The following is a 25,497-nucleotide window of genomic DNA, read 5'->3' on the forward strand; positions in this document are numbered from 1 at the left end:
AGGTGAAGGTCATGAATCTTAAAAATTTTATTCTTGTCATAGCGATAATAGTTGTAGTAATCGGTGCTGCCGTCTTTTTAATTTCAAATCAGGCACATCCCAAACAGGATTCCAAGCTTGAAATCATAAGCAACGATACTTTAACCGAAGGGGACAATTTTACTGTGAAACTGACGGACATTAACGGAACTCCCCTTGCAAATCAGGACATAAACGTTACTATCGTCAGCACAGCCAGCGGTTCTATCCAGAAAAGTTTGGTCACAGACGAGAATGGTGAGGCAACATTTGAAGTTGACGCAACAGCCATCGGAAACTGTGCAGTTAAAGTAAGCTACGGTGGAAATGACGAGTTCAACGGATGCAATCTGACCCAAAACGTAAGGATCAATGAAAAGGTAGTCATACAGATAAACACTACTGATTTATTTGACAATTATACTCAAACAGAAACATATGATGACAGCTATTACTATTATTATGAAGATCCTGTTGAAACGGTTGAGGATTACTATTATTCCGGATGAAATGGTAATTTTGTGGTGTTATTAATAAAAAGTTAGAATCATTGAGATTCTAACTCCACAATAAAACTAGTTGTTAGATACAACGTAATATTTAATTTATTTTTGTTGCATATAAGATTAACTGTTGTATTTTAATTCATTATTAAGTATTTTTTAAAATCAGGAATTTGTGATGTTTTTTTAATTAAAAAGTTAGAATCATAGAGATTCTAACTTCCAGAATTAAAGTTAGTTGTTTGAAACAACTTAATATTTAATTTGAATATTGTTGCATATATTATTTACTATTGTAGGGAGGACCCCACTTGAGAAAATATTAACTCTTTCCTTTGCATTCAACAACCAAATACCTTGAAATAATTATTTTAAAATCATAATAATGATTTTAATTATTTCTATTATAAGATTTATAATAAATTTATAATTCTTTTTCATTGTTTCAATCTTCTAACTTAAATTCTGATATATTTTTTAAGTGGTCAAAACCTACAAAAAATATCTTTAATCTTCGAGTATTTAATTTAGACAGTATTTCATCGAGTTATATTGTTTTAACTTAGAATTATAAGTTGGGTGATGAATATTGCCTTCAATGAAAAATGGATTTTTCACCGTTAAATGTTCTTTTATTTAAATTAAACAATCCTTGAGGTAAATGAATCTTTAATTATGTAATATTAGTTGTATAGTATTGAAATTTGTGGGTAATAGTGTTTATATCGCAATATGAATATAATTTTTTAAATGTTTGATTGAAATATTTTTACAAATTTCTGACTTTTTTTAGTGTTGCGTTACTTATTCTGATTGAATAATAAATTTAAATGCTTCTTTTAAATCAATTATGTAATTTGGCTTTAATTTTTTTAAATAGTTTGAAATACTATCAGTAATATTTATATACATTATTTGATAAATTATCAAGTATAGTTTAGGTGATTAGAATGACTGATGCTGAACAAGAAAAAGTCGAAGAATTAGAAGAACAAGAAAAAGTTGATGTTGAAGAAGTTGCACAAGAAGCTGAAGAGGTAGCTGAATCTGAAGATGTTATTGAAGAAACTGAAGATTCTGAACCTGTTGAAGAAGTTGCAGAAGATGCTGAACCTGAAGCTGAGGAAGTTGAAGAAGTGGAAGAGGAAGCTGAACCAGAAGCTGAACCAGAACCTGAAAAAGTTGAAGAAGTCGTTGAAAAAGATGAAGATCCTAAAACATCAATAACTGATTCTTTATCCGGTTTAATACCATCCACAACATTATTTGGAGATTTAGGTACTTTATTCATGATAATATTGATGGTGCTATGTCTTGTGATTGTACTGGTTATGTCTACATTATAGTGTGATGGATTGAAAAATATTAAAGGAGATTCAAATCTTCTTTGATTTACTTTTTTTTAATTTTTAAAAAGATTTTAATAAAAAAATAAGAAAAGGAAGGCAGTTGCTTTCCTATTTTTCCGGATAGAAGAAGTATATTGTTTCTATTCCGCTGCTTTTTGAATGTTCTTCGTGAAGTGTTTCATTGCCTTTAACTAAAAATACGTCAGTAGGTCCGTTCTTTTGGTTTATGGTCACACTGGCAAAGTCTATTTCAGTACTGTTCAAATCAATTGTTTTAGATCCTTCAGCTTCGCATGAAGAATAGTTTCCGTCTACTGTCAGGTCTAATCTCCAGCTTCCTGTTGTATTAATCTGCAATGTGATGTTGGCATTTTCACTGTTGTTATCATCTGAAGTGCTGCTGACTGCAGTTACTGCTGTCAGTGCACAGATAAGTATTATTAAAGCTCCTAAAATTCTTAATGTTTTTTTGTTCATTTCTATCACCCACTTTAGGTAGTTTCTATTTTGAATGTTATCTTATTTAAATTATACAGTTTGATAATAATATTTTTTTTATGCAATTTTTGTATACTGATTATAAAAATCGTTACTGTTTTGTTTTACCTTTTTTTAAAATTATGAACAATTCATATTTATAACTTTGTTATAATTTATTTTATCCAGTTTTTTTAAGGTATTTTACTAAAAAATTGGATAAAATTCATTATTTGAAAATTGTAGCTTTATGAATTTAGTTTGGCCAAAAAACAAACTATAAATAACTTTATAAATCAAATAATAGAAAATAAAATATAACAGTATACAAAATAAAGGGGAGAATAATATGAAACATTTTTATTTATTTTTATTTATTTTATTTTTCATCTGTCTGAATCCAATTTCGGCAATGGATAATAATGATACAGTTCTAGCTGAATCAGGTCAGATTATTGTCAGTGATGGCTCATCCATCCAATCGGCTATTGATAATGCCACTGCCGGAAGCACAATAATGGTTGAAAGCGGTGAATACTCAGAAGACCTTGTAATTGACAAGGAACTTTCCATTATAGGGCAAAATGCAGTTCTCAAATCCGAAAATGTGGCTTTCATGATTTTGCCGACTGCAAATAACACGTCCATTTCAGGATTCAGCATTATCCTTTCAAATGAGAACGCAACAGGAATCCTGGTTAATGCAAGTGACTGTAAGATTGAGAAAAACACTATTTCAGGGGGAAAAATCGGAATACTGGCCGAACCAACAATTTCAAATTCATCAGGCCTTGAAATATCCGTAATCAGAAATATAGAAATAATTGAAAACAGCATATCAGATGCAAGTGAAGCCGGAATTTCTGTTATGGCATTCAATCCGGTCGTATCCAGAAACAATGTCACCAACATCAAGAACAAAAAGGAAAACGGAACAGCTTCAGGGATTTTAGTTAACGGAACAGGTCTTGATAGCGAAGATTTGAAAGTGATCGTAACTGACAATCATGTTTCAAACATAGAATCAGCCAACGCCTCAGCATACGGTATAGATATTAGAGGTGCTGCCGTTTTCGACAATCTGACTGATTTTGATGTAGGAGGAAATGCCGCAGAAAATGTCATGGCTCCCGTTGAGGCATACGGCATCAACATCGATGTATTCGCACTTGACAGCACTCTGCCTACACTGGAAATTTGTGATTTGAATGTGAGCAATATTTCCTCAGGCAGTTATGAAAACGCTTCTGTCACAGGTATAAGGGTTGCCATAACCACCATAGGTCAAAATGAAAGCTCAGACACATTTATCCATGATATAAATGTTAATGATTTGGATGCATCAGGTGCAAACTCAGCAGTAACCGGCATGAAGGCATCAGGTGTGGGATGCGCTGACATTCATGTGCTGAACAATAACGTAAGTAAAATTAAGGCCTCATCATCAGCTATCGGAATATCAGGCGAAGCCATAGACTATAACAGTTTCAAAGCATTCATTGAAGTTTCAGAAAATAACGTAACAGATATTAACTCTCCAAAATCTAGAGCAATCAACGTCATGGCACTGGGAAATGTGGCCATCAACAAAAACCTCGTGTATGATATCCCAGGTGAGAACTCAACATTCATAACAGGAGTTCCCTTAAGCATAAATATGGATGATTTCAACATAACGATACCTTCAAATGCAAGCATAGAAGAGATTTTCGATATAATAGAATCCGTATTCAACAGCACAAATTACACAATCAACGGCAATTTCACAGCTGTCGGAAACAATCTTGAAGGAACAGGCTCTGAAACGGCCTTTGCTGTTGTTATGCAGACCAGCACAATAAACTATAACCGTGCCGTCAACTTTAAAAACAATGTTGTCAAGGACAGCACCAAACGCTTCCTTCTTGATTCATACGGCATTGATCCTGACATTTCAATGGAGGAGCTGGCATATCTTCTGGCAAAATCACAGCCTGGAGCTGAAAACTATACAGAAGAGGAGCTTCGAAACATGTCTGAGGAAATGGCGCCCTTTTTAGAAAAGATGTTCGGCAACATGGACAGATTAACATCCGGAGACGTTGATGCAAGGTTCAACTGGTGGGGCACTAATTCCAAGCCTCCTGAATCAGCATTCAAAAACAACAACGGCACTGTCATATATGATCCTTGGCTGGTCTTACATGTCCGTTCAAATCCTTCAGTAATAGATTATGGTGAATATTCACGAATCACAGCTGATGTATATACCGATTCATCAGGTGCTGACCACAGCTTGAATGCCAGCCAGTTCTTCAGCGGTCCTAGAGTCACTCTATTAACTGATAAGGGAAGTTTCAACGGCCAGAAATCAGTTACCCTTGACTGGGTAAACGGACAGGCTGTCGCTTATCTTTACGGTGATGAGTATGGTCTGGCCACAGTTACGGCATTCGATTATGATAAGGCATTCACTACAGTGCTTATTCGGGGCGGTGAGGATTTAAATGATGGTGAGGTAACATTAAAGCCTACCGGCAATCCTTTGCTGCTGCTTTTTTCTGTTTTAATGTTATTTGCTTCTGTTTGTGGATATAAAAGAAGATGAATTTTCTTCTTTTATTTTTTAAAATTAATTTAAGTGTTTATTATGCTAATAGGTTTGATTTCAGATACCCATATCACTGAAAAGAGAGGAAAGCTTTCCGAAAAAGTCCTTGAAGAGTTTAGCGGTGTTGATTTAATCATTCATGCAGGAGACATAACTCACGAGAAGGTAATTCATGAGCTTGAATCAGCTGCACCGGTCGTTGCAGTACTTGGAAACAATGACAAGCTTGATTTTAATAAAACTGAAATTGTTGAAGCAGGCAATTTCAGAATAGCCGTAAATCATGCAACCAGTTATTCAGATGATTTTGAAAAGCTATTGAAATTTGCATTAAAAATGGATGCTGATGTTGTCGTAAGCGGCCACACTCATAAGCCCCATTGCAGAGTCATTGACGGTATTCTTTTCGTTAACCCCGGAAGTTCAAACAGGCCTATAAAATCAGATGCGTCAGTTGCAGTATTGGATATTGGTGATAATCAAAAGAAAGCTGATGAAATTGAAGTTAATTTCATCAATTTGTAATATTATTTTTTGACTATGATGTTTAGCCATTTCTCATCTTGGCGGTTTTTTCTTGCATCCTGAGTGGTCCATGTTTTGACGATTTCAAAGTCGAGCTTTGTGAATAGTTCATTTGAAGATTCCTCATTCAAATCATAGAAATATCTTCCGTTTCTCTCTCCTTCAAATTCACCGTACTTGAATGATGCATACAGTACTCCGTTTTCCTTTAAGGAATTTTTCATCTTTTTCAGCACGTCTTCGATTTCATCTGACGGCACATGCAAAAGTGATGCCAGAGCCCAGATTCCATCAAATTCCTCTGAAAAATCCATTTCCTGAAACTGCATATGTAATACTTCATCATTCAGGTATTCGCTTGCAAGCCTGCACATTTCCTTTGACCCGTCGATTGAGGTGACGTTATAGTTTTGTGATTTGAAAAACTTGGAGTCTCGCCCTGATCCGCATCCTGCATCAAGGATATTTCCGTTTTCAGGAATCAGCTTTAAAAAATCATCGTACAGGTAGCTGATGTCAACGTTTACTGTTCCTTTAAAGAATTCTTCTCCATTCAAATCATAAAAATTTTCCATTTCAATCACTTTTGCCTTTCAAATCTTGTCTTATAATAGTCCAGGGTCCTGTATTCTATAATATCTCTGAAATGATTCTTAAATGAATCCATTTTAATATAATCTTTTAAATCATCAGACAGGCTTAATGCATAACCTTCTTTCGGCTTGAAAAATTCGCCATGGGTTTTTTGAAGAAACTTAATCGGGTTTCTTTTCGCAAGGGAGAGATATTTGCTCTTGTCCCATGAGGCGAAGTTTTTGGAGGATTTGTCCTTGAGCATGTCCACGGCATTTGAGCTGTATGAATAGAATTTTTTCATGTTTTCATAGACATCATCGTCTGTTATGTTTAACTTTATATCTCCGTCATTATAAAATGCTTTCAGTATTGGCATTTTATAGGATTTCGTCATGCTTGTCGTTTCAATTGCCTTTAAAAACTCGTGGGCAGGTGTAGATACGAATTCGATTTCTTCACTGTCAAGCTCACCGTTGTCTTTAAGGAATTTCAGGTAATCCCTGAAAAGGTTAATTTTGGATGATTTTTTCATTGAAGAGATGATATTTTCGTCCATCTTCAGGAAAAGGTCCACCCGTGTAGGCCTTTCATTGATTTGGGACTTCACGTTTTCATATTCCATGACAATCCTTTCTTTCACATTCATCTCCTGTGATGCCTGAATCTTAAACAGGTCAATCAGCTCAAAGTCAAAGTCGATATAGCAGTCGTCGGGATATTCGAATTCCATAACGCTTTCGTTCAGAAGGGTTTTTGTACTGTAGTCATATCCGCTTAGCAGAAACGGCACCAGATTTGCTTTTCTGTAGTTTCCGATAAAGTCAAGGACGGTCAGATACTTCTTGCCTTCATCTTTTCTCAGCCCCCTTCCCAGCTGCTGCAGAAATATTGTTGGTGACTGCGTTGGCCTTAAAAACAGTACAGTATCGACTGAAGGGATATCAACTCCTTCGTTAAACATGTCAACCGTAAAAAGGATTCTCAACTGTCCGCTTTTCAGTTTGGATATTGCAGATTGTCTTTCCTGAGTGTATTTTCCCTGGTTGCCGCTGTAGACTGCAGCTGACGGAATGCCTTTTTCTGTGAAGTATCCCGCCATATACTCGGCATGATTTCTGGATGAGCAGAATCCTATTGCTGATGAGGAATTGTATTTGAGATAATGATTCAAAACCAAATCCGCTCTTCTGTTAATCATAAGCCGTTCTTCAAGGTCCTTTTCGTCATACTTTCCGTTGCGCATGTTTATCTGGCTGTAATCAACGGTGTCATCGTAAATTCCATAATATCTGAATGGAGCCAGGTATCCTTTGTTAATCGCTTCCTTAAGGCGGATTTCATAGACATTATTGTAATCGCACAATGCAAATACGTCCCTGCTGTCCAGCCTTTCGGGAGTTGCTGTCAGGCCCAGAAGGAATCTTGGAGTGAAATAGTCAAGGATTCTCCTGTAGTTTCCTGCAACTGCATGATGGAACTCATCTATGATGATGTAGTCGAATCGGTCCTTTTCAAAATCCTCCAGATTGGATTTTTTTCCGAGGCTCTGAACCAGAGCGAATGTGATGTCGCTTTCTTTCTGCTTGATTTTGTTGTAGTAAAAACCCTGAGACTTTTCCGGATATATTCTTTTAAAGCTTTCCGCAGCCTGCCTTATTATTTCCTCCCTATGTGCAACAAAGAGGATCTTTTTGTAGTTTTCTGTATCAAATGCTGCAAGATATGTTTTTCCTATACCTGTGGCGGCAACAACCAGTGCCTTATCATAGCCCTCTTCACGAGATTTGTTTAAGCTGTATAATGCTTCAATCTGAGCACCGTTCGGTTCAAATAATTCATCGTCATTTTGATTTAATTGAAGCTTTGGTCTTTTCCATTTGGATGAGTACTCGTTGAGGACATCATCAGTAATTTCAACGGAATGATTTAAAAAAAGATCATCAAATGTGTCCTGGAAATATTTGAAATCCTTTTCGTTGTCTGATTTTTTAAAGTGATAGTTCCACTCGATTGAATCGGTTAATGCGCCTCTGGAGATGTTGGATGAGCCCACATATATTTCGTCACAGTCATTTCTGTGGAAAATATAGGCTTTTGGATGAAAGCTCCTGTCTGGATGTGAGTAAAACCGCAAATCAGCATCATCTTTAAGCTCATTTTTAAGCATAAATAATGCTTCCGGCTGGGTGATGTTAAGATAGCTTCCGGTAAGGATTCGAATTTTAGAATTTCTTTTAACAGCATCCTTCAAATCATCGATAATGAGTTTGACGCCGGATTTCATAAGAAATGAAACAATGATGTCAATGCTATCTGCATTTCCAATGCTTTCTTTCAGGTTAAGGTAAAACTCCTCATTGTCTCCAGTAAATGCATTCCGTTTCATTTTCATCAGTATTCAAATTTAGAATAAATTATTAAAATCAAGAGTGTCTTCAACAGCTATTCCGTTGTTCATTTTCTCTGCGGAGTTGTATGCGTCGTATATTGCATAGCCCCATATTAAAAGCCATAATATCCATCCGATTACTATCAGCATCAGTATTCCTGAAACGATTGCCGCAACAAAGAGTATTATTCCTTTTTTGGTCAGACCGATGTATAGCTGCCCCAGACCTATAATGAAAAATGACAGTATCGCTGCCAGAATCGGACTGTGGGCATTAGCAACATTTGCGTTTCTTACCTGTGGGACACCTGATGTTGGAGACCCGCATTCAGGACAGAATTTAGTTTCTTTCGGCATCTCAAATCCGCAGTTTCTACAGAATTTGGTTTCATTTTCATTTACAGGTTCTTCTTCTATTACTTCGCTTCCGCACTCTGCACAGAATTTTGCTTCATCAGGCAGGTTGCAGCCGCAGTTTTTGCATACTTTCATGTTTTCACCATTCATTATCTTAAATAAAATCTCCTTTGGGTCTTGCTTCAATTCCTAATTTCCTATACATTGCTCTTGTAGTCGGATTGGACTCGATTGCAAGGTATTTATCCGGGTCATCTCCATGATTCGGCAGAACTTCGCTTTCCATCCAGTACTTTTTGACCACCGGCGGCTGACGGTTGAAGTTCCAGTAGGATTCATCCGGTTCAAAGCCGGTCTTTTCCTTAATGTCACGTAATATTTTATGTGAACGTTTATATGGACTTGCTGTAATCAAAATGACATAGTTGTCCTTTATAAGGTCAATCAGTTCAAGTTCATATTCCTGATTTTTGATCTTTTCATCCAATGGAAGGTATCTGATTTGACTTGAGTTTGCAATCAGCGTGTAGTTAAGGTCAAGAAGAATGATTTTGTCTTTGGCAATTTCAAGCTTTTCATCACTTTCGATATTTTCATCTTCACTTTCAATCAGTTTAATTCCACAGAGGTAGCAGTATTCGTTATCTGTCCTGTTGACTGTGCCACATACTTGACAGGAATTCAGCTCTAACACTATAGGTGCATGGTCTGAACCCATCTGATCTTTTAATATGTAGGAGTCAGTAAGAGTTTTTTCAAAAGTCTTTGAAACCAGAAAGTAATCGAATCTGTATCCCTTGTTTTTCTCTCTAAAGTTTTTTCTGTTGGGCCACCATGTGAAATTGTCTCCTGAGTCGTTGAATTTTCTGAATGCATCAAGAAACTTGTCTGATAATATATCCTCAAACCATTCCCTTTCCTCTTTCAGAAAACCTGACTTGTCGATAATGTTTTTCGGATTTTTCGCATCGATTTCAGCGGAAATCCTGTTGAGGTCCCCGCACACGACAGCAGGCTTTGCTGATTTATTCATATAATCTGTAAACTTGTCATAGAAACGGTATTTTCTCTCAAGCCTTTCCTTTGATTTGGCTCCGGACGGTGCATAGACTGTAAAGAGATTGAAGTTTTCAAACTCCAGTCTGATGACTCTTCCTTCACAGTCAAATTCTTCATCTCCAAATCCGTATCTGACTGAAATCGGATCGATTTTTGAATAGACTGCAGTGCCGTAAAGGTTAGGCATTGTAGTGCAGGGATTGTTGCAGCTCGTATATCCTTCGATATCGGGAATTTCGGTTGACTTGACCTCCTGAAGGCATAGGATATCCGGATTTTGAGATATGATTTCATCAAGAAATCCGTTTTCTACAATAGATTTCAGTCCGTTGATGTTCCATGAGATGATTTTCATCATTTCACCAGCTATTTTTTACATATTTTCCTGTAAGGACATCCTGTGCAGTCTTCACAGTTTGCCTCAAATTCATTGTTTCTTATTTTATCGGCAGTAGTTTTCAGTTCCTCCTTAAGCTCTTCAATATAGTCATCATCTATATTGAATGGGAAAAGCTTGCCTCCTTTGTATCTGATTGCATATATCTGAATCTCTTCGATTTTGTGGCCTTCAAATTCCTTGTTCTCATCTCTCAGTGCCATCACATAGAAGTGAAGCTGCTTTCTGTATTTTTTAAGATAAGGACTTGATACCAGGGAGGTGTTTTTATAGTCAATTATTCCGAGTTTTCCGTCCTTTTCATAAATCAGATCAACGAAACCTGAAAATCCGTAGTTTTCACCTCTTATGTAGAACGGATATTCACTGTTTATGATTTTAAGACTGTTTCCCACTTCATTGTAGTATCTTATAACGTCGTTTGTTATCGCATCAAGGGTTTCGCCGTATTTTTCAGGCTGCTCTTCTTTAAGCTTGATGTTTGCCTTTTCAAATAGCCTTTCAACGGTTTTGGCAACTTCCCCGTCACCCACATACTGGTTATTATTGGCTTTTATCTTTTTGTTTATGATTTCAAGAGCTGAGTGTATGAATATTCCCTCATCTATTTCCTTTTTGGTCGTCACATTAAATCCGAGCTCATTTATAAGCTTGTATTTGAAGGGACATTCGTTGTAGTTTTCAAGTGCGGTGAAGCTTAAGTTGATGATTTCCTCCTCGTCATCTGAGTGTTTGGGGTCAAGAATGTTGATGCCGATATCCTGAGGATTTATGATTCTTGTATACTCCAGATTGTCGTCAATGACGTCGTTTATGCGCTCAGGAGCCTTGCTGATTTTTCTCATGTTTTCCTCGCAGCAGTCGTTCAATGCATTTTCAACATCCGGCTCTGAGTCCTTGACGATGCTTGAGAGAATCAGCTCATCCTCTGCACGTGTCTTTGCAACATAGAGTATCCTTTCCTCTTCCTCGATATGGGATGATTCGGCATCGCCGTCATACTTGTCATAGCCTAAAAACTCTTCAGGTGTGTATGTGACGGAGTCCGTGTCAATCTGCTTGAATCCTGACGGGAATCCGTTTTCCCTTATGGATGCAAGGATGACTACAGGAAATTCCAGTCCTTTTGATGCGTGGACTGTCATGATCTGCACTGCATCCTCGTCAGGTTTGTATGCGTCAAGGCCTTTTATTGAGTTTTTGATAAACCAGAATGCTCCCCTGAGGCTCCTGTCATACATCATTTCACCGTAAACAGATATCGGCGGAAGGATTGCCGCAAGGTCATTTATGACATCCTCATGGTTGTTTACAAGCTCCGGTGTAAGGTATCCTGTAATGTCGCATAAAAGCTCAAAGTAGACTTCAGATATTGTAGGCCTGTCATAGTATTTCTCGGCGTTCACTCTAGCTTTTAAATCGTTTAATGCGTGGAAAAATTCCAGATCTCTTTCATTTGTAATTCCGTATTTGATTAAATTTTCATTGCTTAAAATCGGCTTTTTCACACGGCTGAAGACCTCGTCCTTTCTCTCATTGGCCTTGGTGAATATTCCGTTGAACTTCTGTATTCCCCTTCCCCAGCCTTCGTTTTCTGAGCACACTGTTTTGTCCATGTCGATGACGTTTCTTTCAAAATCGTCATGTAAAGTGTTTAGAATCTGTTTGGTGTCATCTGAAAGCTCAAAGAGAACCTTGTTGTCATTAGCACCGGTTAAAGTTTTTAAATTCAGCCAGTCCTTGGTATCTGACGGAACGAATGTGTAGTAAGGGTCATCATCCTGAATCAGATGATACATTAATGTTAAAATGTATTTTAAATCTTCGTTTTCGGCCAGGTCTCCTGTTCCCTTAATCTGGTAATTTATGTTGTTTTTATCTAACAGCTCCATCAGCGGGTTAATGCATGATGAGCCGGATTTAACAGAACGCATGAGAATTCCGATATCTGAAAGCCTCATCCTATCGTCGTTTTGAACGTATTTTATGATTTCATAAATGTTTTCGGCTTCTTTATTCTTGTCCTCGCTCACCATAAAGTAGACGTCGTTGCTTTTGCCGCTTCCGCATTTTGCAGGAATGACATTGTCGGCGGAGTCATAATGGGGCAGGATAAAGTCCTGTGAAATGTCAATGATTTCGGCAGTTGAACGGTAGTTTGTTGTAAGCCAGACCTCTTCGAACCTGTCAGCGTAATCCTTCATGATTACCTTGAAATAATTCTTGTTTGAGCCCCTGAAAGCGTAAATGCTCTGGTTGATGTCGCCCACAACCGTGAATGATTCTGTGTTTTCGTTTTCAATGAATTTCCTGAAAAGCTCCATCTGGACAGGATCAGTGTCCTGAAACTCGTCAATGAGGATATTGGTGTATTTCGGCATGTAGCCCTCATCCATCTTTTTTAAAGCCTTGATTTGCATCTGGTTGTAGTCGATTGCGTTTTCCCTTTCCAGGAGATTTAAATATTCAGGGTATGATTTTGCAATCTGGATGTATTTCGCATTGTTGTATGAATCCTTGAAAGTCTTGTTTTCCTTGACCTCATCAATCGGAAACTCCCCGTCGTTTTCCTCCATATAAGTGTCTACGAATTCCACGAATTCATCATCGACCGGGAAATTCTCCTCAAGGTATTGCGCCAGGCCCTCATAATCCACATTGAAAGTGGAATACTCGCCGTACTTTTTAAGGATATTTTCTATTTCATAGCTTCTGATATGAGACTGCTTTTCAAATCCGAGGTCTTTTAAATGCTTTTTGATGAAAAGGTTCTGCTTGTCCCCGTCGGCAACTATATCAAGTCCGACAGTGCCCGTGTCTTCAAGAATCTTGAAGCAGAATGAATGGATGGTTGAAATCTGCATCTTCTGCACATCGCTTGCCGGAATGTCTCCTTCGATTAATCTGTCCTTAAGCTCATCAGCAGCCTTTGTGGAAAATGTGATAATCAGAAATGACTCCGGCTTGACATTAAGCTCATTAACCATATACTTCACTTTCTCGACGATAACTCTGGTCTTTCCTGAACCAGGTCCTGCCTGAACGCTGAGGAATTTATCGCCGTTGTACTCAACAATTGTTTTCTGTTCTTCGTTTAGTTCAATTGCCATAATTTTACTCCATTAATAGTTATTAATACTTTGTTAATAATGTATTATAAAGATAATTATTGAAATAAGAAATAGTAATGGTGTAAATTTAATTTAGTCAATTTTTTGTGAAAACAAAAATTTTAATGTGTTTGAAAATTGATTTAATAGTTAGTTGAAAAAAATAAAAGAATTTAATTATATAAATTTTCTATTTTAATTAAATATATATTAAAATAAAATAAAAGATGATTAAATCATCTTAATATGTACTTTCATAATCCTGTGAATCTTCATGAGGATTTGGTGCACCGGGATGATACTCAAACCATATATCTGGATGTGGCTGATTATTATATATTTCATTATACTCTTCTTCAGTCACGGGTTGGCCGTTATAATATGCATATGGCGTATCATCATTTTCTTCAGTGTTGACATTGTCGGACGTATCGATATTTTGTGTATCTTCTGTAATGTTTTTATCATCACTTTTGCTGAATATTATGCTGTCTGCAATCTTATCAACCATTTCCTTGTCTTCCCCTGCAATAAACACTGATTCGCCGGTAGCAGGATTTGACACATATCTGCTGTACCAGTTGCTGTTAGCTAGCTTCATTTCAGAAGATTCATTTGATAAGCCTGATCAGGTTATTCCTGTGCTGATGTATGATTTGGTATACTGTATGCTAAGATGTTCTGAAGTTAGAAGTTTGCTGTATTCTCCTACTGTAACACCACTGTATGATGATTTATCACTGATATTATCCTCATCAAAATGTATTTTTGGTAATTCAAGACTGCATGTGCTGCTCAAATTTACTCTTTCGAATGTATCTGCATTAACGCTGTTCATGGTGAATACATATGTTACAAGTATTGCCGATAAAATCACAACGATTACCAATAAAATTTTTATGATTGCATCCTTATCTGCCATTCATTATCCCTTCAATTACTTTCATTTTGATATAAACTTATATTATTAACATCATATATACTATTTATTATGAAAATCATTACTTGGAACTGTAACGGAAAATTCAGCGAAAAGTTTCCTGCTATCCTTGAAGAGGATGCGGATGTCTATGTAATTCAGGAATGTGAAAATCCGTCAGTAGCTGATTCGGATGAATATAATGAATTTGCATCCAATTATTTCTGGGTCGGTGAAAACCAGTATTATGGTCTTGGAATTTTTGCTCGAATTGATGTAAAAATGGAATTGGTCGATTTGGATGACAGGGGATTAAGATATTTCATACCTGTCAGAGTTAATGACGAATTTAATCTGTTGGGAATCTGGACCAATCCTGATATGGACGGAAATAAATCAGTCCATTATCCCAAAGAAATCACAAAGTATTATGAAGAACACAAAGATTCAGGATTCTTTAATGAAGACATGATAATCTGCGGTGATTTCAATTGTGATGTTCGTTTAAAGGGAGCTCACGCCAAGAATGTTTATGAGGTAATTGAAAAGCTATCTGAATGCGGCCTTACAGATACATATCACTATCTGAATGATGAAAATCAAGGCGAAGAATCACAGCCAACATTTTTTATGTACAGGCATCTCGACAAGCCTTTTCATCTCGACCATGTATTCGCATCACCAGGTAAAGTTAACAAGCTCCAAGTTGGCGATGCAGAAAAATGGCTTAAGTTAAGTGATCATGTCCCTCTGATTTTTGAGATTTAATATTTGGCTGGTGGATTAATGAATAAAAAATACGTGTTGATTTTAGTAATTGTTGCCATTATAGGAGTAATTCTGCTAATTTATGGGATGAACTCAAATGTTGATAAACAAATAAATAATGATACCAATATCACTTCAAATAACGTTACTATAAATGTAACACATATTGGCAATAATAGTGATGAATCCTCATCCAACGATGGCGGACAATCATCTGATGGTCGTTACAGAGAAGTAAGGGATGAAGAATATTTGGGCGATGCGGTTGTATATGAGGATACATATACAGGAAAATATTACTATCAAGGTCAGGAAATGGATTATGCATCTCTAGCTGATGAATATAATAGAGAACATGGTGTCGGACCTTATGCAGAATAATCTAAAATTCTTTTCGTTCTGCGATTAATATATTATTATGAAATTATAAATTTAATTTTGACTATTTAATTTATGGGATTTTTATGGATAATCAATATGATATTTCAGCTAAAAAGATTAGAAACTACCTTGATGAAAATAATTTAGGAAACTATGAACAGGAAGAATATATATTAAAATATGAAAAGTTTTATAAAAAATTCTCACCTGAAATTCTTGAAAAATTAGATGGGAAAGATGTTTTAGATTATATTTTTTTACATGATGGGGATAAAAACAATTTATGTTATTATTTGGAATTTTCTAAAGAAATTATTGGAACTGGAAGTATTAGTGGAGGTTCAGCCAGCAAATATTCTTTATTTAAACATAGAAAAACTAATCAATGGACTACTGGTCCGTCAACCAATATGAAAAGTATTACCGAAGATGAAGCTATTGATGTTGCAATTAAAATAAGGGATGCTTTGGTAAATGGAGCGAATTTTATTAGAAATTTTAAACTCAATACAATTGATGACTATTCATATCTAGAAAATAAATTGAATGAAATATTTGAAGATTGTGACGCAAACCCTACTCATTCTTGGATTCATAAGTATTATGTTCTGATTTTTCCAGATAAATTCCCTATTGTTCATAATATGCAAATGAAAAGAGAATTCCTTTCAATGTTTGGTATTGATCCTTTAGAAGGTTATTATGTCAATGATGGGCAATTGTGTGAATTAAGTGAAAAGGCAAATATTAAGTTTTATTCTTTATTTAAAGAGGATATTGTAAATTTATTCCCAAAGGACAAATATTTTAAGAATAAATCAGATGACGATGAGGGAATTGGTGATAGTGATGTTAAAACAGTTAAATATTGGTTAATTTCTCCTGGTGAATCTGCAAGATTGTGGGATGAATTTTATAATGAAGGAATTATTGGCATTGGAATGAGTGGTACGGGAGATTTATCCACATATAACAATAAAGATGAACTAAAATTAAAATTTCAGGATATTTTCAATGATAAATCATCTCATATGCATGATGTACATGCGTCATGGCAATTTGTTCATGAAATGCAAATTGGAGATATTGTTTTTGCTAAACAAGGTATGGGTAAAATTATTGGTCGGGGAATCATAGAATCAGATTATGAATATGATACCAGCAGGTCTTATCATAATATTAGAAAAATTAAATGGACTAATAAAGGAGATTGGGCATATGATTATGGTAAATTGCCTATGAAGACATTAACTGATATTACAAATTATTATGAGATGCTTAACAATATTAAGGAATTAATAGGTGAAGAAGGAACTGTTGATGATATTGAAGAAATTTCATATCCTACTTATTCTTCGGAAAAATTCCTTGATGAGGTTTATATCACAGAAGATGACTATTCCACACTTGTTGAATTATTGATAAACAAGAAAAACCTTATTGTACAGGGAGCACCTGGAGTTGGAAAAACATTTATGGCTAAAAGGCTTGCTTACTCAATAATGGGCGAAAAGGACATCAACCGTGTCATGATGGTACAGTTCCATCAAAGCTATTCCTATGAGGACTTTGTAATGGGTTACAGACCGTCAAAAGAAGGATTTGAACTAAGGCAAGGTTCATTTTATAAGTTCTGTAAAAAGGCAGAAGAAGATTCAGAAAATGACTATTTCTTCATCATTGATGAAATCAACAGAGGCAATTTAAGTAAAATCTTCGGTGAGCTTTTCATGCTTATTGAAAACGACAAGAGAGGCCCTAAAAATAAAATTCAGCTATTGTATTCCGATGAATCATTTTTCATTCCCAAAAACGTTCACATTATCGGGCTTATGAACACGGCAGACAGGTCTCTTGCAATGATTGACTATGCATTAAGAAGAAGATTCGCATTCTTTGATTTAAGCCCTGGATTTTTATCAGACGGTTTTAAGAACTATCAAAGTGAGCTTTCAGATGAGAGATTTGACAATCTGGTTGAAGTAATGGGTGAGCTTAACCGGGAAATCACTGATGATGAATCTTTAGGTGAAGGATTCAGAATCGGCCACAGCTATCTGTGCAATATCCGTGATGATGTGGATGAAAAGCTGAAATATATTGTAGAATATGAACTTATTCCTCTTTTAAAGGAATACTGGTTTGATGAAAAGGATAAGGTTGAATACTGGTCCGGCCAGCTGAGAAGTGTTGTTGATGATAGCCTCTGAAACGATTTACATTAAAAACATCTACTATATGCTTTCATATGCATTCTCTGTCCTTAAGGATAAAAGCTATAGAAAAATTGAAACTGAAAGCTTTGAAAATATATCTGAACTTCTTTCAGAAATTCTAGCTATTGGCGTGGCAAAGCAAATCAAGCAGGGTCTTGTTAAGGATTATATTGAAATTTCAGAGACGACTTCTTCAATCAGGGGTAAAATCAATATAACCGAGTCAATCAATGAGCAGTCATTTATCAAAGGCCAGCTTAACTGCAGCTACGATGAATTTTCCGTTAACTGTTATCTGAACCGTATTTTAAAGTCCACAATGAATCTGCTTATTAAATCGGATATTTCCCATGCCAGAAAAAAGAAGCTTAAAAGTATTCTGATGTATTTCAGCGAGGTTGATTTGATTGATGTTTCAAAAATCAACTGGAAAATCAGATTTGACAGAAATAATCAGAGCTATAAGATGCTTATTAATATCTGTTATCTTGCTGTCAAGGGCCTGATTCACACTGAAAAGTCCGGTGAAGTCAAGCTGATGGAATTTTTCGATGACCAGCAGATGAGCAGGCTCTATGAGAAATTTGTTTTAAATTACTATAAAAAGGAACATCCCGAGCTTCTGGCTCATTCTCCTCAAATCCGCTGGCAGATTGATGAGGGGGCTGACTTTCTGCTTCCGAAAATGCAGACTGACGTTACTTTGGAGTATGAAAACAGGATTCTCATTATTGATACCAAGTTCTACAAAAGCAACCTTTCAGAAAACTATGGAAAGAATATACATAACACTTCAAACTTATATCAGATTTTCACATATGTTAAAAATAAGGAAGTGGAGCTTCAGGGAAATGACATTGAAGTCAGTGGAATGCTTCTTTATGCGATGAGTAATGAAAGGATTCAGCCGGATAGTGATTATGTTATGAGTGGCAATAAAATCAGCGTGAAAACCCTGGATTTGAATCAGGATTTTGAGATGATTAAAACTCAGCTGGATGGGATTGTTAATGAATATTTTAAGGGGCGTATTTAAATGGAATACGTTATTCGAGAAAATTCTAAGTTAAATGATGAAATGGAGAATAAATCAGTCAGTGAATTATTGGAAAAGGATTATAATTATATTTATGAATCAATGATTGTTGAAAATTATACTCTTAATTTTGATGAATGCAGCATATTTAAAGAAATAGTCTTTGAAAGCAAGGTTGTTGGGTTTATAACTTTTAGTGAGGATTATTCTGTTAATTTCTCATTGTTGGATGTTTTCATACTTCCTGAATTCCGGGGAAATCATTTGTTTTTCATGGATTTCTCTTTCTTTTTAGCTTCAGGAAAAAATGTCAGCATTGCCCAGCCTACACGCAGTCTTGTTGAAATCCTTATGCATTATGGTCTGGCCGCTAAATTAACGGACAGTCTTGTTGCAACGGCAATTCCTTTCGACATGATTTCAGATAATATCATTGGGGATAATGATTTTGGTGATAATGAGTATATTTCAAATCTTTATGATTTGAATTTATGCTCCACTATTCTATTGGAGGATATTTCAACGCCGGGGGTTTGTGAGATTTATTATCATGAAGTTCTCAGTGATGATGAAAGGTATAATGCAAGCGAATTCAGAAATTCGATAGATATTGACGATTATTTTAATGACATTAAAAAGAGCTTTTTAAAAAATCATTTGGAATTTCAGGAGATACTTTTTGAATTGAGGAATAATCTTCCAGAACCCATTTTTGATTTTGAAGAAATTATTGGCCATGATGATGGGTTATCCGAGTACATGCTTGAAATGATTGATGATGGTATTATCACAGCAAAAAAAGCCATTGAAATTAAAAAGCGTCTTCAGAAGGAATATGGGGATGGTGATGTTCGTGATGACGGCATTCATACAAGATTAATTTATTTGGCTAGCGGCATGGATTTATCCGAAGATAGGGAATTGTTTTTCACGAATCTGGAAAATGCACCTTTATGTCCTGATTGCTATCAGCCCATCAATTTATCTGACAGTTATTGTAGGATATGCGGATTCAATATAAGTGGAGGAAAAACTTTAAATTATGATGAGGTTACTAGGGATTTATCCGATAATAATGATAATATCATAGATTTAAGAGGTAATTCTAACATAATTGACAGGCTTTATGAAATTTATTCTGATGATTCATTTGAAAATGATGAATATGGCTTAAGCATTGATGATATGGCAGAGTACCATTCCAAAAGTCAAATCGATTTGAGCCATTATTTTATGGATGAGGTTTACTACACCAAAAATTATTCACGTCCCAATTCAATTGAAAATCAAGGTAAACTTGATAAATACAAACTGAATGATGCTGAGTCACCTTATTACTCTTATGATATGTATAAAGTGTTGAATGCATTAAATTACAATCCTAAAATTGATGAAGTCTGTGAAAATCTGGATTTATCGGATGCCAATAAAATCAAGGCATTATGTTTCCAGTTGAATTTGATTGAAAGTAAAAATTATGGTGAAGATATTTACCGTGTCATGCTGGATTCAAACAGGGTATGTGATTTTAAGGAGATTTTAAGAGAGAATAATTTAAAAGTATCGGGAAATAAAGTTGATTTGGCAACAAGAATTGTTGAAAATGGATTATATACCCAAATTGGTGATGATGAATATGTTCTAAATGAAAACGGTGAAGAGGCATTATCAAAATTAAATTGGATAAGCTTTTATGAGCTTGGAATGGAAATGTTTGATTTTGATGATCTTGAAATGTATCTGAAGGAAAATAAATTAACCCATTTTCCTGAAGGCGCCATAAAATATTTGAATGAGCATTCAAACAGAGCATATAAAAATAAAGATTATTATTTATTGTATGATGTCCTAGCTTCCAAAGCAATGTTATACGTTTATTATGATGATATGAGAAAAGCATTAATGGAGGAATTGAAACTGTTCCAGCTTAAGTTAAATCCGATATTTCTTGATGATGAGGAGCTTGAAAGCTATGAGGCTATTGAAGTTGATAATGTCAATAACATTGTCATACTGCTGGAGATTTTAGGAATTTCAAATGTTAAAAAGATTTTCAATAAAACTTGGTCTTATATGAAGTTCGAAAAGAGACTTATTAATAAAAAGAACTCTTTAAAATACTTGAATAGACTTATTAATGGTGAAAATATTATTGAAGTGTCTGATGAGATATCACAAAATTATTTCAGGTGAAAATATGTTTGAAAATGTTAAGATAAGTGTTGATAATTTCGCATTAATCAAAAAAGGTGAATTTGCAATTGATAAGATTGCAGTAATAAAAGGACTTGACGGTAAAGGCAAATCCGATTTGAACAGAATACTGTTTGCATTTCTAATCACATTGTCCAGTGAGGGTGATTATGCAACGGTTAATCTTTTTAGAAATATAATTTTTCAATCAGTAAGGAACCATCGCGATATTTCATTTATGAGGGAATTTGATGAAATGATTGAGGATTGGGATGACTATGACGCATCCAAGGATTACCTGGAAAGCCAATTTGACAAGTTCAAAGAGTTATTGGAAAAATATGGAATTAAAATAGATACATCAGAAATGCTTGAAGCTATTGATCTGCATGGGGAGTATAAGCAGTATCGGCAGACTATTTTGGAGGAAATGCTTGGCCGTGAATTCATAACAGGCAGGCTGGATACATATAGAAATTATAATGTTGAGTTTTCAATTGATGATAATCCCGCAGGTTTCATCAAACAGGGAAATGATAACCTTAGAAATACTGCAATAACATATGATATTGATTTGCTTCCGGGAAACATAATCTATTTAAGTCCCAAACCTATAATGGATTTCTATTATAATTTTCCTTATCACTATGAGGAACTGTATCATTATATGACATCCACACATTTCAAATGCAAGACAGATACGAAGGATTTAATCGCAATGATTAAGGATGCTATGGGAGGCGAGTTTGAATTATATGACGACGAATTTTATTTTACCTGTGATGATGGTGAGGAAACTGAAATTGATGAACTTCCTCGCAAAATCAAGGAATTGGGCGTTTTGCAGATTCTGCTTGATAACAAGGCGATTCCTGAAAAATCCTTTTTAATTATAGACAATATAGATAGCCGTATGGATGATGAATTTCAGATAAAAACGGCTGAAATACTAGTGAAGTTAGCTATCAAACTGGATTTGCTGATACTTGTGAATACAAAAAGTGATGTTTTTGCAGATGCATTCGATAAATATTCCAATCTAGTCGCAATCAATATTTATGAAGGAGTCAGTGATGGAAAAGGCAAACTTGATTTTATTGGTGAATGAGGATTGCTATGGGTGAATGGGAGTTTTTATTCGAGAAAAAGATTTTGGACAGAGGATATTTCATAACCGATGACGTTAAGATAATAAATCGCAATTCCAGACAGGTCAATGCGGTTGTAAGCGGAACGTTTGATTATGATGTCAAAATAATCTTTGATGAGCATGGCCATGTTGATTCAATGAGCTGCACATGCCCTTATTTTGAAAGGGATAACTGCAAGCATCTTGCAGCTTTACTGTACTTTCTGGAAGATGATGATGACTACATTGAAAGTGATGTGGATATCAAGGAATTATTTGAAAGCGTCAGTGATGATAAAGTGAAAGAATTTCTCTTTGATGATCTGAACGGTAACTTGGAGCTTAAAAATAAGTTTATCATGAAATTCAGCTTTAAAGTTGATGGGGATTACTACAAATCAAAATTGGATGACATAATATATGAGGATGATTTTTCATATGAACTGTCCCGTTTTATATATGACGATGTTGAGCTATTGTTTGATAGAAAGGAATATGAACTAATTCTGGATCTGATGGATGACGCATTCATAATGGTGTGCAGTCAGCTAGAGTATCCGTGGAATGACAATTATTATGAAAATCTGGATGAAATCCTTAATGTGATTTCTAAATTAATCGATACCAGTGCTTCAGATGACGTTTTTGACTGGTTAATGTCAGCTGTTCGATACAAATGTGGAGAAGATTATATAATTAAATTTTCTGAAATGCTTTTCGGCAATTTTGATATGAAATATCAGCTGGAAGAAAAATATAATCTGCTTGAGGATATCCTTTTAAAAACCAGTTCATTTTACCGAGAATCATATGTTATGTTTAAAATCAAATTAATGCGGGATTTGGGATGTTCACAAAATAAAATTGATGAATTTAGGCTGAAATATGTTAATTATCCTCAGGTAAGGCAGCAGTTTATAAATGATGCTATTGAGGCTGAAGATTACCCGAAAGCTATCGTGCTAATTAAGAAGGGAATTTTAAACAGTAAATATGTAAATGACAGGCACAAGTTTCAAATCCAATTAAAAGATTTATATTTGAAAACTGGTGATTCAGGTAACTATAAAAAGGAGTTATACAAATTAATCATTGAATATGGAGATATTGATGATTATAAGGAATTAAAAAAACAGTATTCTAAAGATGAATGGATTGAGTTAAGGGAAGACATATTTATTAATTGCAAGGACACTAATTCTTTTTTAAATGAATGTTTTGCTTATGATAGACTTTACGGACGTCTGATCGAAAATATTCATCATGAATATGATTTATCTTATTACAGGAAGCGCTTATCTAAAAATTATTCAAAGGAATTGCTTGAGAAATATTCTTTCATCGCTGAGCACAAAGTGTCAAACACCGGTTCAAGAAAGCATTATCAAAGCATTGTTAAACTTCTTAATGAAATGTTAACTGTCCCTGGTGGTGAAAAGGTTGTTTTAGGAATGCTAAACAAATGGAAAGTGGAATATAAAAACAGATCTGCAATGTGGGATGAATTTAAAAAAGTAAAGGTTAAACCATAATCTGATGGGCCTGTGGTGATTAAATGAGTAAAATCTGTCCAGAATGTCAAACATTAAATGATGAGAATGAAAGTTTCTGTAAAAATTGTGGAATAAATTTGGTTGATGGTCATAAAAATGAATTGTCAGTTAATGATAATGGAGTAGTTTACAATGAATGGGCTCAAAGATTATTCTACTGGCCTGATAAAACGACTCAAAAGTACAGATTATCCAAATCAAAAATTATTTCTGAGGCAGTATTTTCAATAGGATTCATTTATGCGTTGAGTTTTTATTTTTCAATATCCTCTGCTGGTGAATATAATGTCATTATGTCTGTTATTGCTTCAGTAATAATTGCTTTAATCTTTTCCGTTCCCGTTTTTGCGATATGTTTTCTGATTCATTATCTGTTAAATAAGTGATTATTTTGGATGTATATACATTGTTAATATTTAAATATTGATTGCTTTAAATATAATCATATGAACATAATTAATCTATTATTCTATTGGAGCGAAAACAACCGTTACGTGTTTTCCAGAACGAAATTTATCACATTGATAATATTTTTAGTCACGTTTATTTCTTTCATTGATTCACCTCCGATAGAATTTGGGCTATTATTCTCACTGCTTATTGCTCTATTTGCATTTCTGTTTGGATTTATAATTCACAAACTGGCAGGAATAGATTCCAGCTTCTACACCGGCGGTCTGGGCGAGGACATTAAGCATTTTCTTTTATACTGGTATACTGGAAGAAAATTCAGACTGGCCAAAACCAAAATTGTAACGCTAGCTATTATCGTAATCGGCTTTTTAGCTGCAATAGAAGCATTTTTATCTGGTGAAAACGGAGGATATTCCTTGGGTGTGCTTATTGTATATGTGATGATTGCAATGATTGCCTTTGCAATAGGATTTGTCATCCATAAAATCATCTCAAATGATGAGGCGCCAGTATCTGATAAAAACAGTACAGACGTTGTCCGTGAGGAAAACACAATCCCAATATTGGATGTTAGCTATTCACCTCATCTTGCAAAGGCAAATGATCTTAAAAGGCAGTATGACGAAAAGGAATTAAAGACAAAGGATCTTATCAACGCCAAGTTCGCACCGCCTCAGATAACCTATGACAAGTTCATGGCGGTCATTGACAACTGCCACAAAATCTTCGCTGACCAGTATGACAGTCTCATCAACCTGATTAAGTTTACAAACGAGGATTCCGAAAGAATAGATAATGAGATTAACGATAAGATGGCCAATATGAACGCAATCATTGACAAACTGGATGATTTGTCAAGCGAACTGGTCATTAACATGTCCAAAACTAATGATGATGACTTACACAACGTTTTGGGTGATATGGAAAGTCTGATATCATCAATCAATGATTATGAAGAGTAGGATATTATGAACAGAAAGCTCCTGAATGTTGCACAGGTCATTTTAAGCTTCATTATAATCATAGATGTGATACTGATAACATCAACGGTAATCTTTGACATTCCCTATGATTTCTATCAAAAGATTCTGATTTTGACATCATCACATGTATCATTTTACTTTTTGATTTCTTTTACGGATTTTTCAAATCAGATGATAAAAAGCAGTACTTCAGGGACAACTGGATTGAACTTATCGCTTCAATTCCTTTTGATATGATACTGTCTCCGTTCATGTTTTTAAGATATCTCAGATTGATTAGACTTTTCAGGATACTGTTCCTTGTGGGCGAGTATTTCACCGTCATCGGAAAATTCCTAAAAGACACCCATCTTGATGAGATACTGGCAGTTTTCATCTTAATCATTATAGGTTCAACCTTAAGCCTTTATCTAATATGTGCAAGAATACCCCGACCTCTAAGGTCGGGGATGAATTGAACAAAAAATGGGGAGCACGATTACTGTTCAAATGCTCTCGGACTTATTTTAAATATTAATTTTAATAATATTATTTAGTATAAAAACACTTTTAAAA

23 protein-coding genes are annotated in these 25,497 nt (G+C 35.1%); 15 read left to right on the forward strand and 8 right to left on the reverse strand.

Translation table 11 applies throughout. The features are described from left to right. Positions 1-11 precede the first annotated feature (11 nt). Both ACKI2W_RS08175 and ACKI2W_RS08180 read left to right on the forward strand, forming a co-directional pair. The gene (locus ACKI2W_RS08175; protein WP_407381037.1) at positions 12-527 is read left to right on the forward strand and encodes an Ig-like domain-containing protein; all 516 of its coding nucleotides are present in this window, start codon (positions 12-14) and stop codon (positions 525-527) included. 944 nt (positions 528-1,471) lie between these two features. Beyond that, the gene (locus ACKI2W_RS08180) at positions 1,472-1,867 is read left to right on the forward strand and encodes a hypothetical protein (protein ID WP_407381039.1); all 396 of its coding nucleotides are present in this window, start codon (positions 1,472-1,474) and stop codon (positions 1,865-1,867) included. Between the two features lie 111 nt (positions 1,868-1,978). Here the strand turns inward: ACKI2W_RS08180 and ACKI2W_RS08185 are convergent, their stop codons facing one another. After that, positions 1,979-2,347, reverse strand: a complete 369-nt coding sequence (locus ACKI2W_RS08185) for a hypothetical protein (RefSeq protein WP_407381041.1) — start codon at positions 2,345-2,347, stop codon at positions 1,979-1,981. Positions 2,348-2,696: 349 nt separating this feature from the next. Here ACKI2W_RS08185 and ACKI2W_RS08190 point away from each other — a divergent pair, with 349 nt between their 5' ends. Next, positions 2,697-4,934 (forward strand): hypothetical protein, encoded by a 2,238-nt coding sequence (locus ACKI2W_RS08190; protein ID WP_407381043.1) that lies wholly within the window; start codon positions 2,697-2,699, stop codon positions 4,932-4,934. Positions 4,935-4,976: 42 nt separating this feature from the next. After that, on the forward strand, positions 4,977-5,462 hold the full coding sequence (locus ACKI2W_RS08195; RefSeq protein ID WP_407381045.1) for a metallophosphoesterase family protein: 486 nt from the start codon (positions 4,977-4,979) through the stop codon (positions 5,460-5,462). A 2-nt stretch (positions 5,463-5,464) separates the two neighbouring features. On the opposite strand, the gene ACKI2W_RS08200 is transcribed toward ACKI2W_RS08195, so the two are convergent. From ACKI2W_RS08200 to ACKI2W_RS08230, 7 genes are all read right to left on the reverse strand, one after another. Beyond that, on the reverse strand, positions 5,465-6,037 hold the full coding sequence (locus tag ACKI2W_RS08200) for a class I SAM-dependent methyltransferase (RefSeq protein ID WP_407381047.1): 573 nt from the start codon (positions 6,035-6,037) through the stop codon (positions 5,465-5,467). A 5-nt stretch (positions 6,038-6,042) separates the two neighbouring features. Beyond that, complete coding sequence (locus ACKI2W_RS08205) at positions 6,043-8,430, reverse strand: DEAD/DEAH box helicase family protein (RefSeq protein ID WP_407381049.1); 2,388 nt, start codon at positions 8,428-8,430, stop codon at positions 6,043-6,045. A gap of 12 nt (positions 8,431-8,442) precedes the next feature. Then, complete coding sequence (locus ACKI2W_RS08210) at positions 8,443-8,919, reverse strand: zinc-ribbon domain-containing protein (protein ID WP_407381051.1); 477 nt, start codon at positions 8,917-8,919, stop codon at positions 8,443-8,445. 19 nt (positions 8,920-8,938) lie between these two features. After that, complete coding sequence (locus tag ACKI2W_RS08215; protein ID WP_407381053.1) at positions 8,939-10,198, reverse strand: exodeoxyribonuclease III; 1,260 nt, start codon at positions 10,196-10,198, stop codon at positions 8,939-8,941. Between the two features lie 11 nt (positions 10,199-10,209). After that, positions 10,210-13,350, reverse strand: a complete 3,141-nt coding sequence (locus ACKI2W_RS08220; protein ID WP_407381055.1) for an ATP-dependent helicase — start codon at positions 13,348-13,350, stop codon at positions 10,210-10,212. A gap of 241 nt (positions 13,351-13,591) precedes the next feature. Next, positions 13,592-13,951, reverse strand: a complete 360-nt coding sequence (locus ACKI2W_RS08225; RefSeq protein ID WP_407381057.1) for a hypothetical protein — start codon at positions 13,949-13,951, stop codon at positions 13,592-13,594. A gap of 27 nt (positions 13,952-13,978) precedes the next feature. Then, positions 13,979-14,227, reverse strand: coding sequence for a hypothetical protein (locus ACKI2W_RS08230; RefSeq protein ID WP_407381059.1), 249 nt, complete (start codon positions 14,225-14,227; stop codon positions 13,979-13,981). Positions 14,228-14,341: 114 nt separating this feature from the next. Here ACKI2W_RS08230 and ACKI2W_RS08235 point away from each other — a divergent pair, with 114 nt between their 5' ends. From ACKI2W_RS08235 to ACKI2W_RS08285, 11 genes are all read left to right on the forward strand, one after another. After that, positions 14,342-15,037, forward strand: a complete 696-nt coding sequence (locus ACKI2W_RS08235; RefSeq protein WP_407381061.1) for an endonuclease/exonuclease/phosphatase family protein — start codon at positions 14,342-14,344, stop codon at positions 15,035-15,037. 18 nt (positions 15,038-15,055) lie between these two features. Beyond that, complete coding sequence (locus tag ACKI2W_RS08240; RefSeq protein WP_407381063.1) at positions 15,056-15,418, forward strand: hypothetical protein; 363 nt, start codon at positions 15,056-15,058, stop codon at positions 15,416-15,418. 83 nt (positions 15,419-15,501) lie between these two features. After that, positions 15,502-17,628, forward strand: a complete 2,127-nt coding sequence (locus ACKI2W_RS08245) for an AAA family ATPase (protein ID WP_407381065.1) — start codon at positions 15,502-15,504, stop codon at positions 17,626-17,628. Next, positions 17,615-18,670: a 5-methylcytosine-specific restriction endonuclease system specificity protein McrC gene (gene mcrC, locus ACKI2W_RS08250; RefSeq protein ID WP_407381067.1), complete on the forward strand. Its 1,056-nt coding sequence runs from the start codon at positions 17,615-17,617 to the stop codon at positions 18,668-18,670. Before ACKI2W_RS08245 ends, mcrC begins: the two co-directional genes overlap by 14 nt. After that, positions 18,671-20,863: a hypothetical protein gene (locus ACKI2W_RS08255; RefSeq protein ID WP_407381069.1), complete on the forward strand. Its 2,193-nt coding sequence runs from the start codon at positions 18,671-18,673 to the stop codon at positions 20,861-20,863. Between the two features lie 4 nt (positions 20,864-20,867). Beyond that, positions 20,868-21,971 (forward strand): 2-hydroxyacyl-CoA dehydratase family protein, encoded by a 1,104-nt coding sequence (locus tag ACKI2W_RS08260; protein ID WP_407381071.1) that lies wholly within the window; start codon positions 20,868-20,870, stop codon positions 21,969-21,971. Next, positions 21,968-23,524 carry an SWIM zinc finger domain-containing protein gene (locus tag ACKI2W_RS08265; RefSeq protein WP_407381073.1) on the forward strand — a complete coding sequence of 519 codons (1,557 nt, stop codon included), beginning with the start codon at positions 21,968-21,970 and terminating at the stop codon, positions 23,522-23,524. Before ACKI2W_RS08260 ends, ACKI2W_RS08265 begins: the two co-directional genes overlap by 4 nt. Before the next feature lie 23 nt (positions 23,525-23,547). Further along, positions 23,548-23,931 (forward strand): hypothetical protein, encoded by a 384-nt coding sequence (locus tag ACKI2W_RS08270; protein ID WP_407381075.1) that lies wholly within the window; start codon positions 23,548-23,550, stop codon positions 23,929-23,931. 60 nt (positions 23,932-23,991) lie between these two features. Beyond that, on the forward strand, positions 23,992-24,921 hold the full coding sequence (locus tag ACKI2W_RS08275; RefSeq protein WP_407381077.1) for a hypothetical protein: 930 nt from the start codon (positions 23,992-23,994) through the stop codon (positions 24,919-24,921). A gap of 6 nt (positions 24,922-24,927) precedes the next feature. Further along, entirely contained in the window at positions 24,928-25,179 is a 252-nt protein-coding gene (locus ACKI2W_RS08280; protein WP_407381079.1) for a hypothetical protein, read from the forward strand. After that, positions 25,074-25,400 (forward strand): hypothetical protein, encoded by a 327-nt coding sequence (locus ACKI2W_RS08285; protein WP_407381081.1) that lies wholly within the window; start codon positions 25,074-25,076, stop codon positions 25,398-25,400. Before ACKI2W_RS08280 ends, ACKI2W_RS08285 begins: the two co-directional genes overlap by 106 nt. Positions 25,401-25,497: the final 97 nt, after the last annotated feature.

The organism is Methanobrevibacter sp., assembly GCF_045603845.1.
Lineage (GTDB): Archaea > Methanobacteriota > Methanobacteria > Methanobacteriales > Methanobacteriaceae > Methanocatella.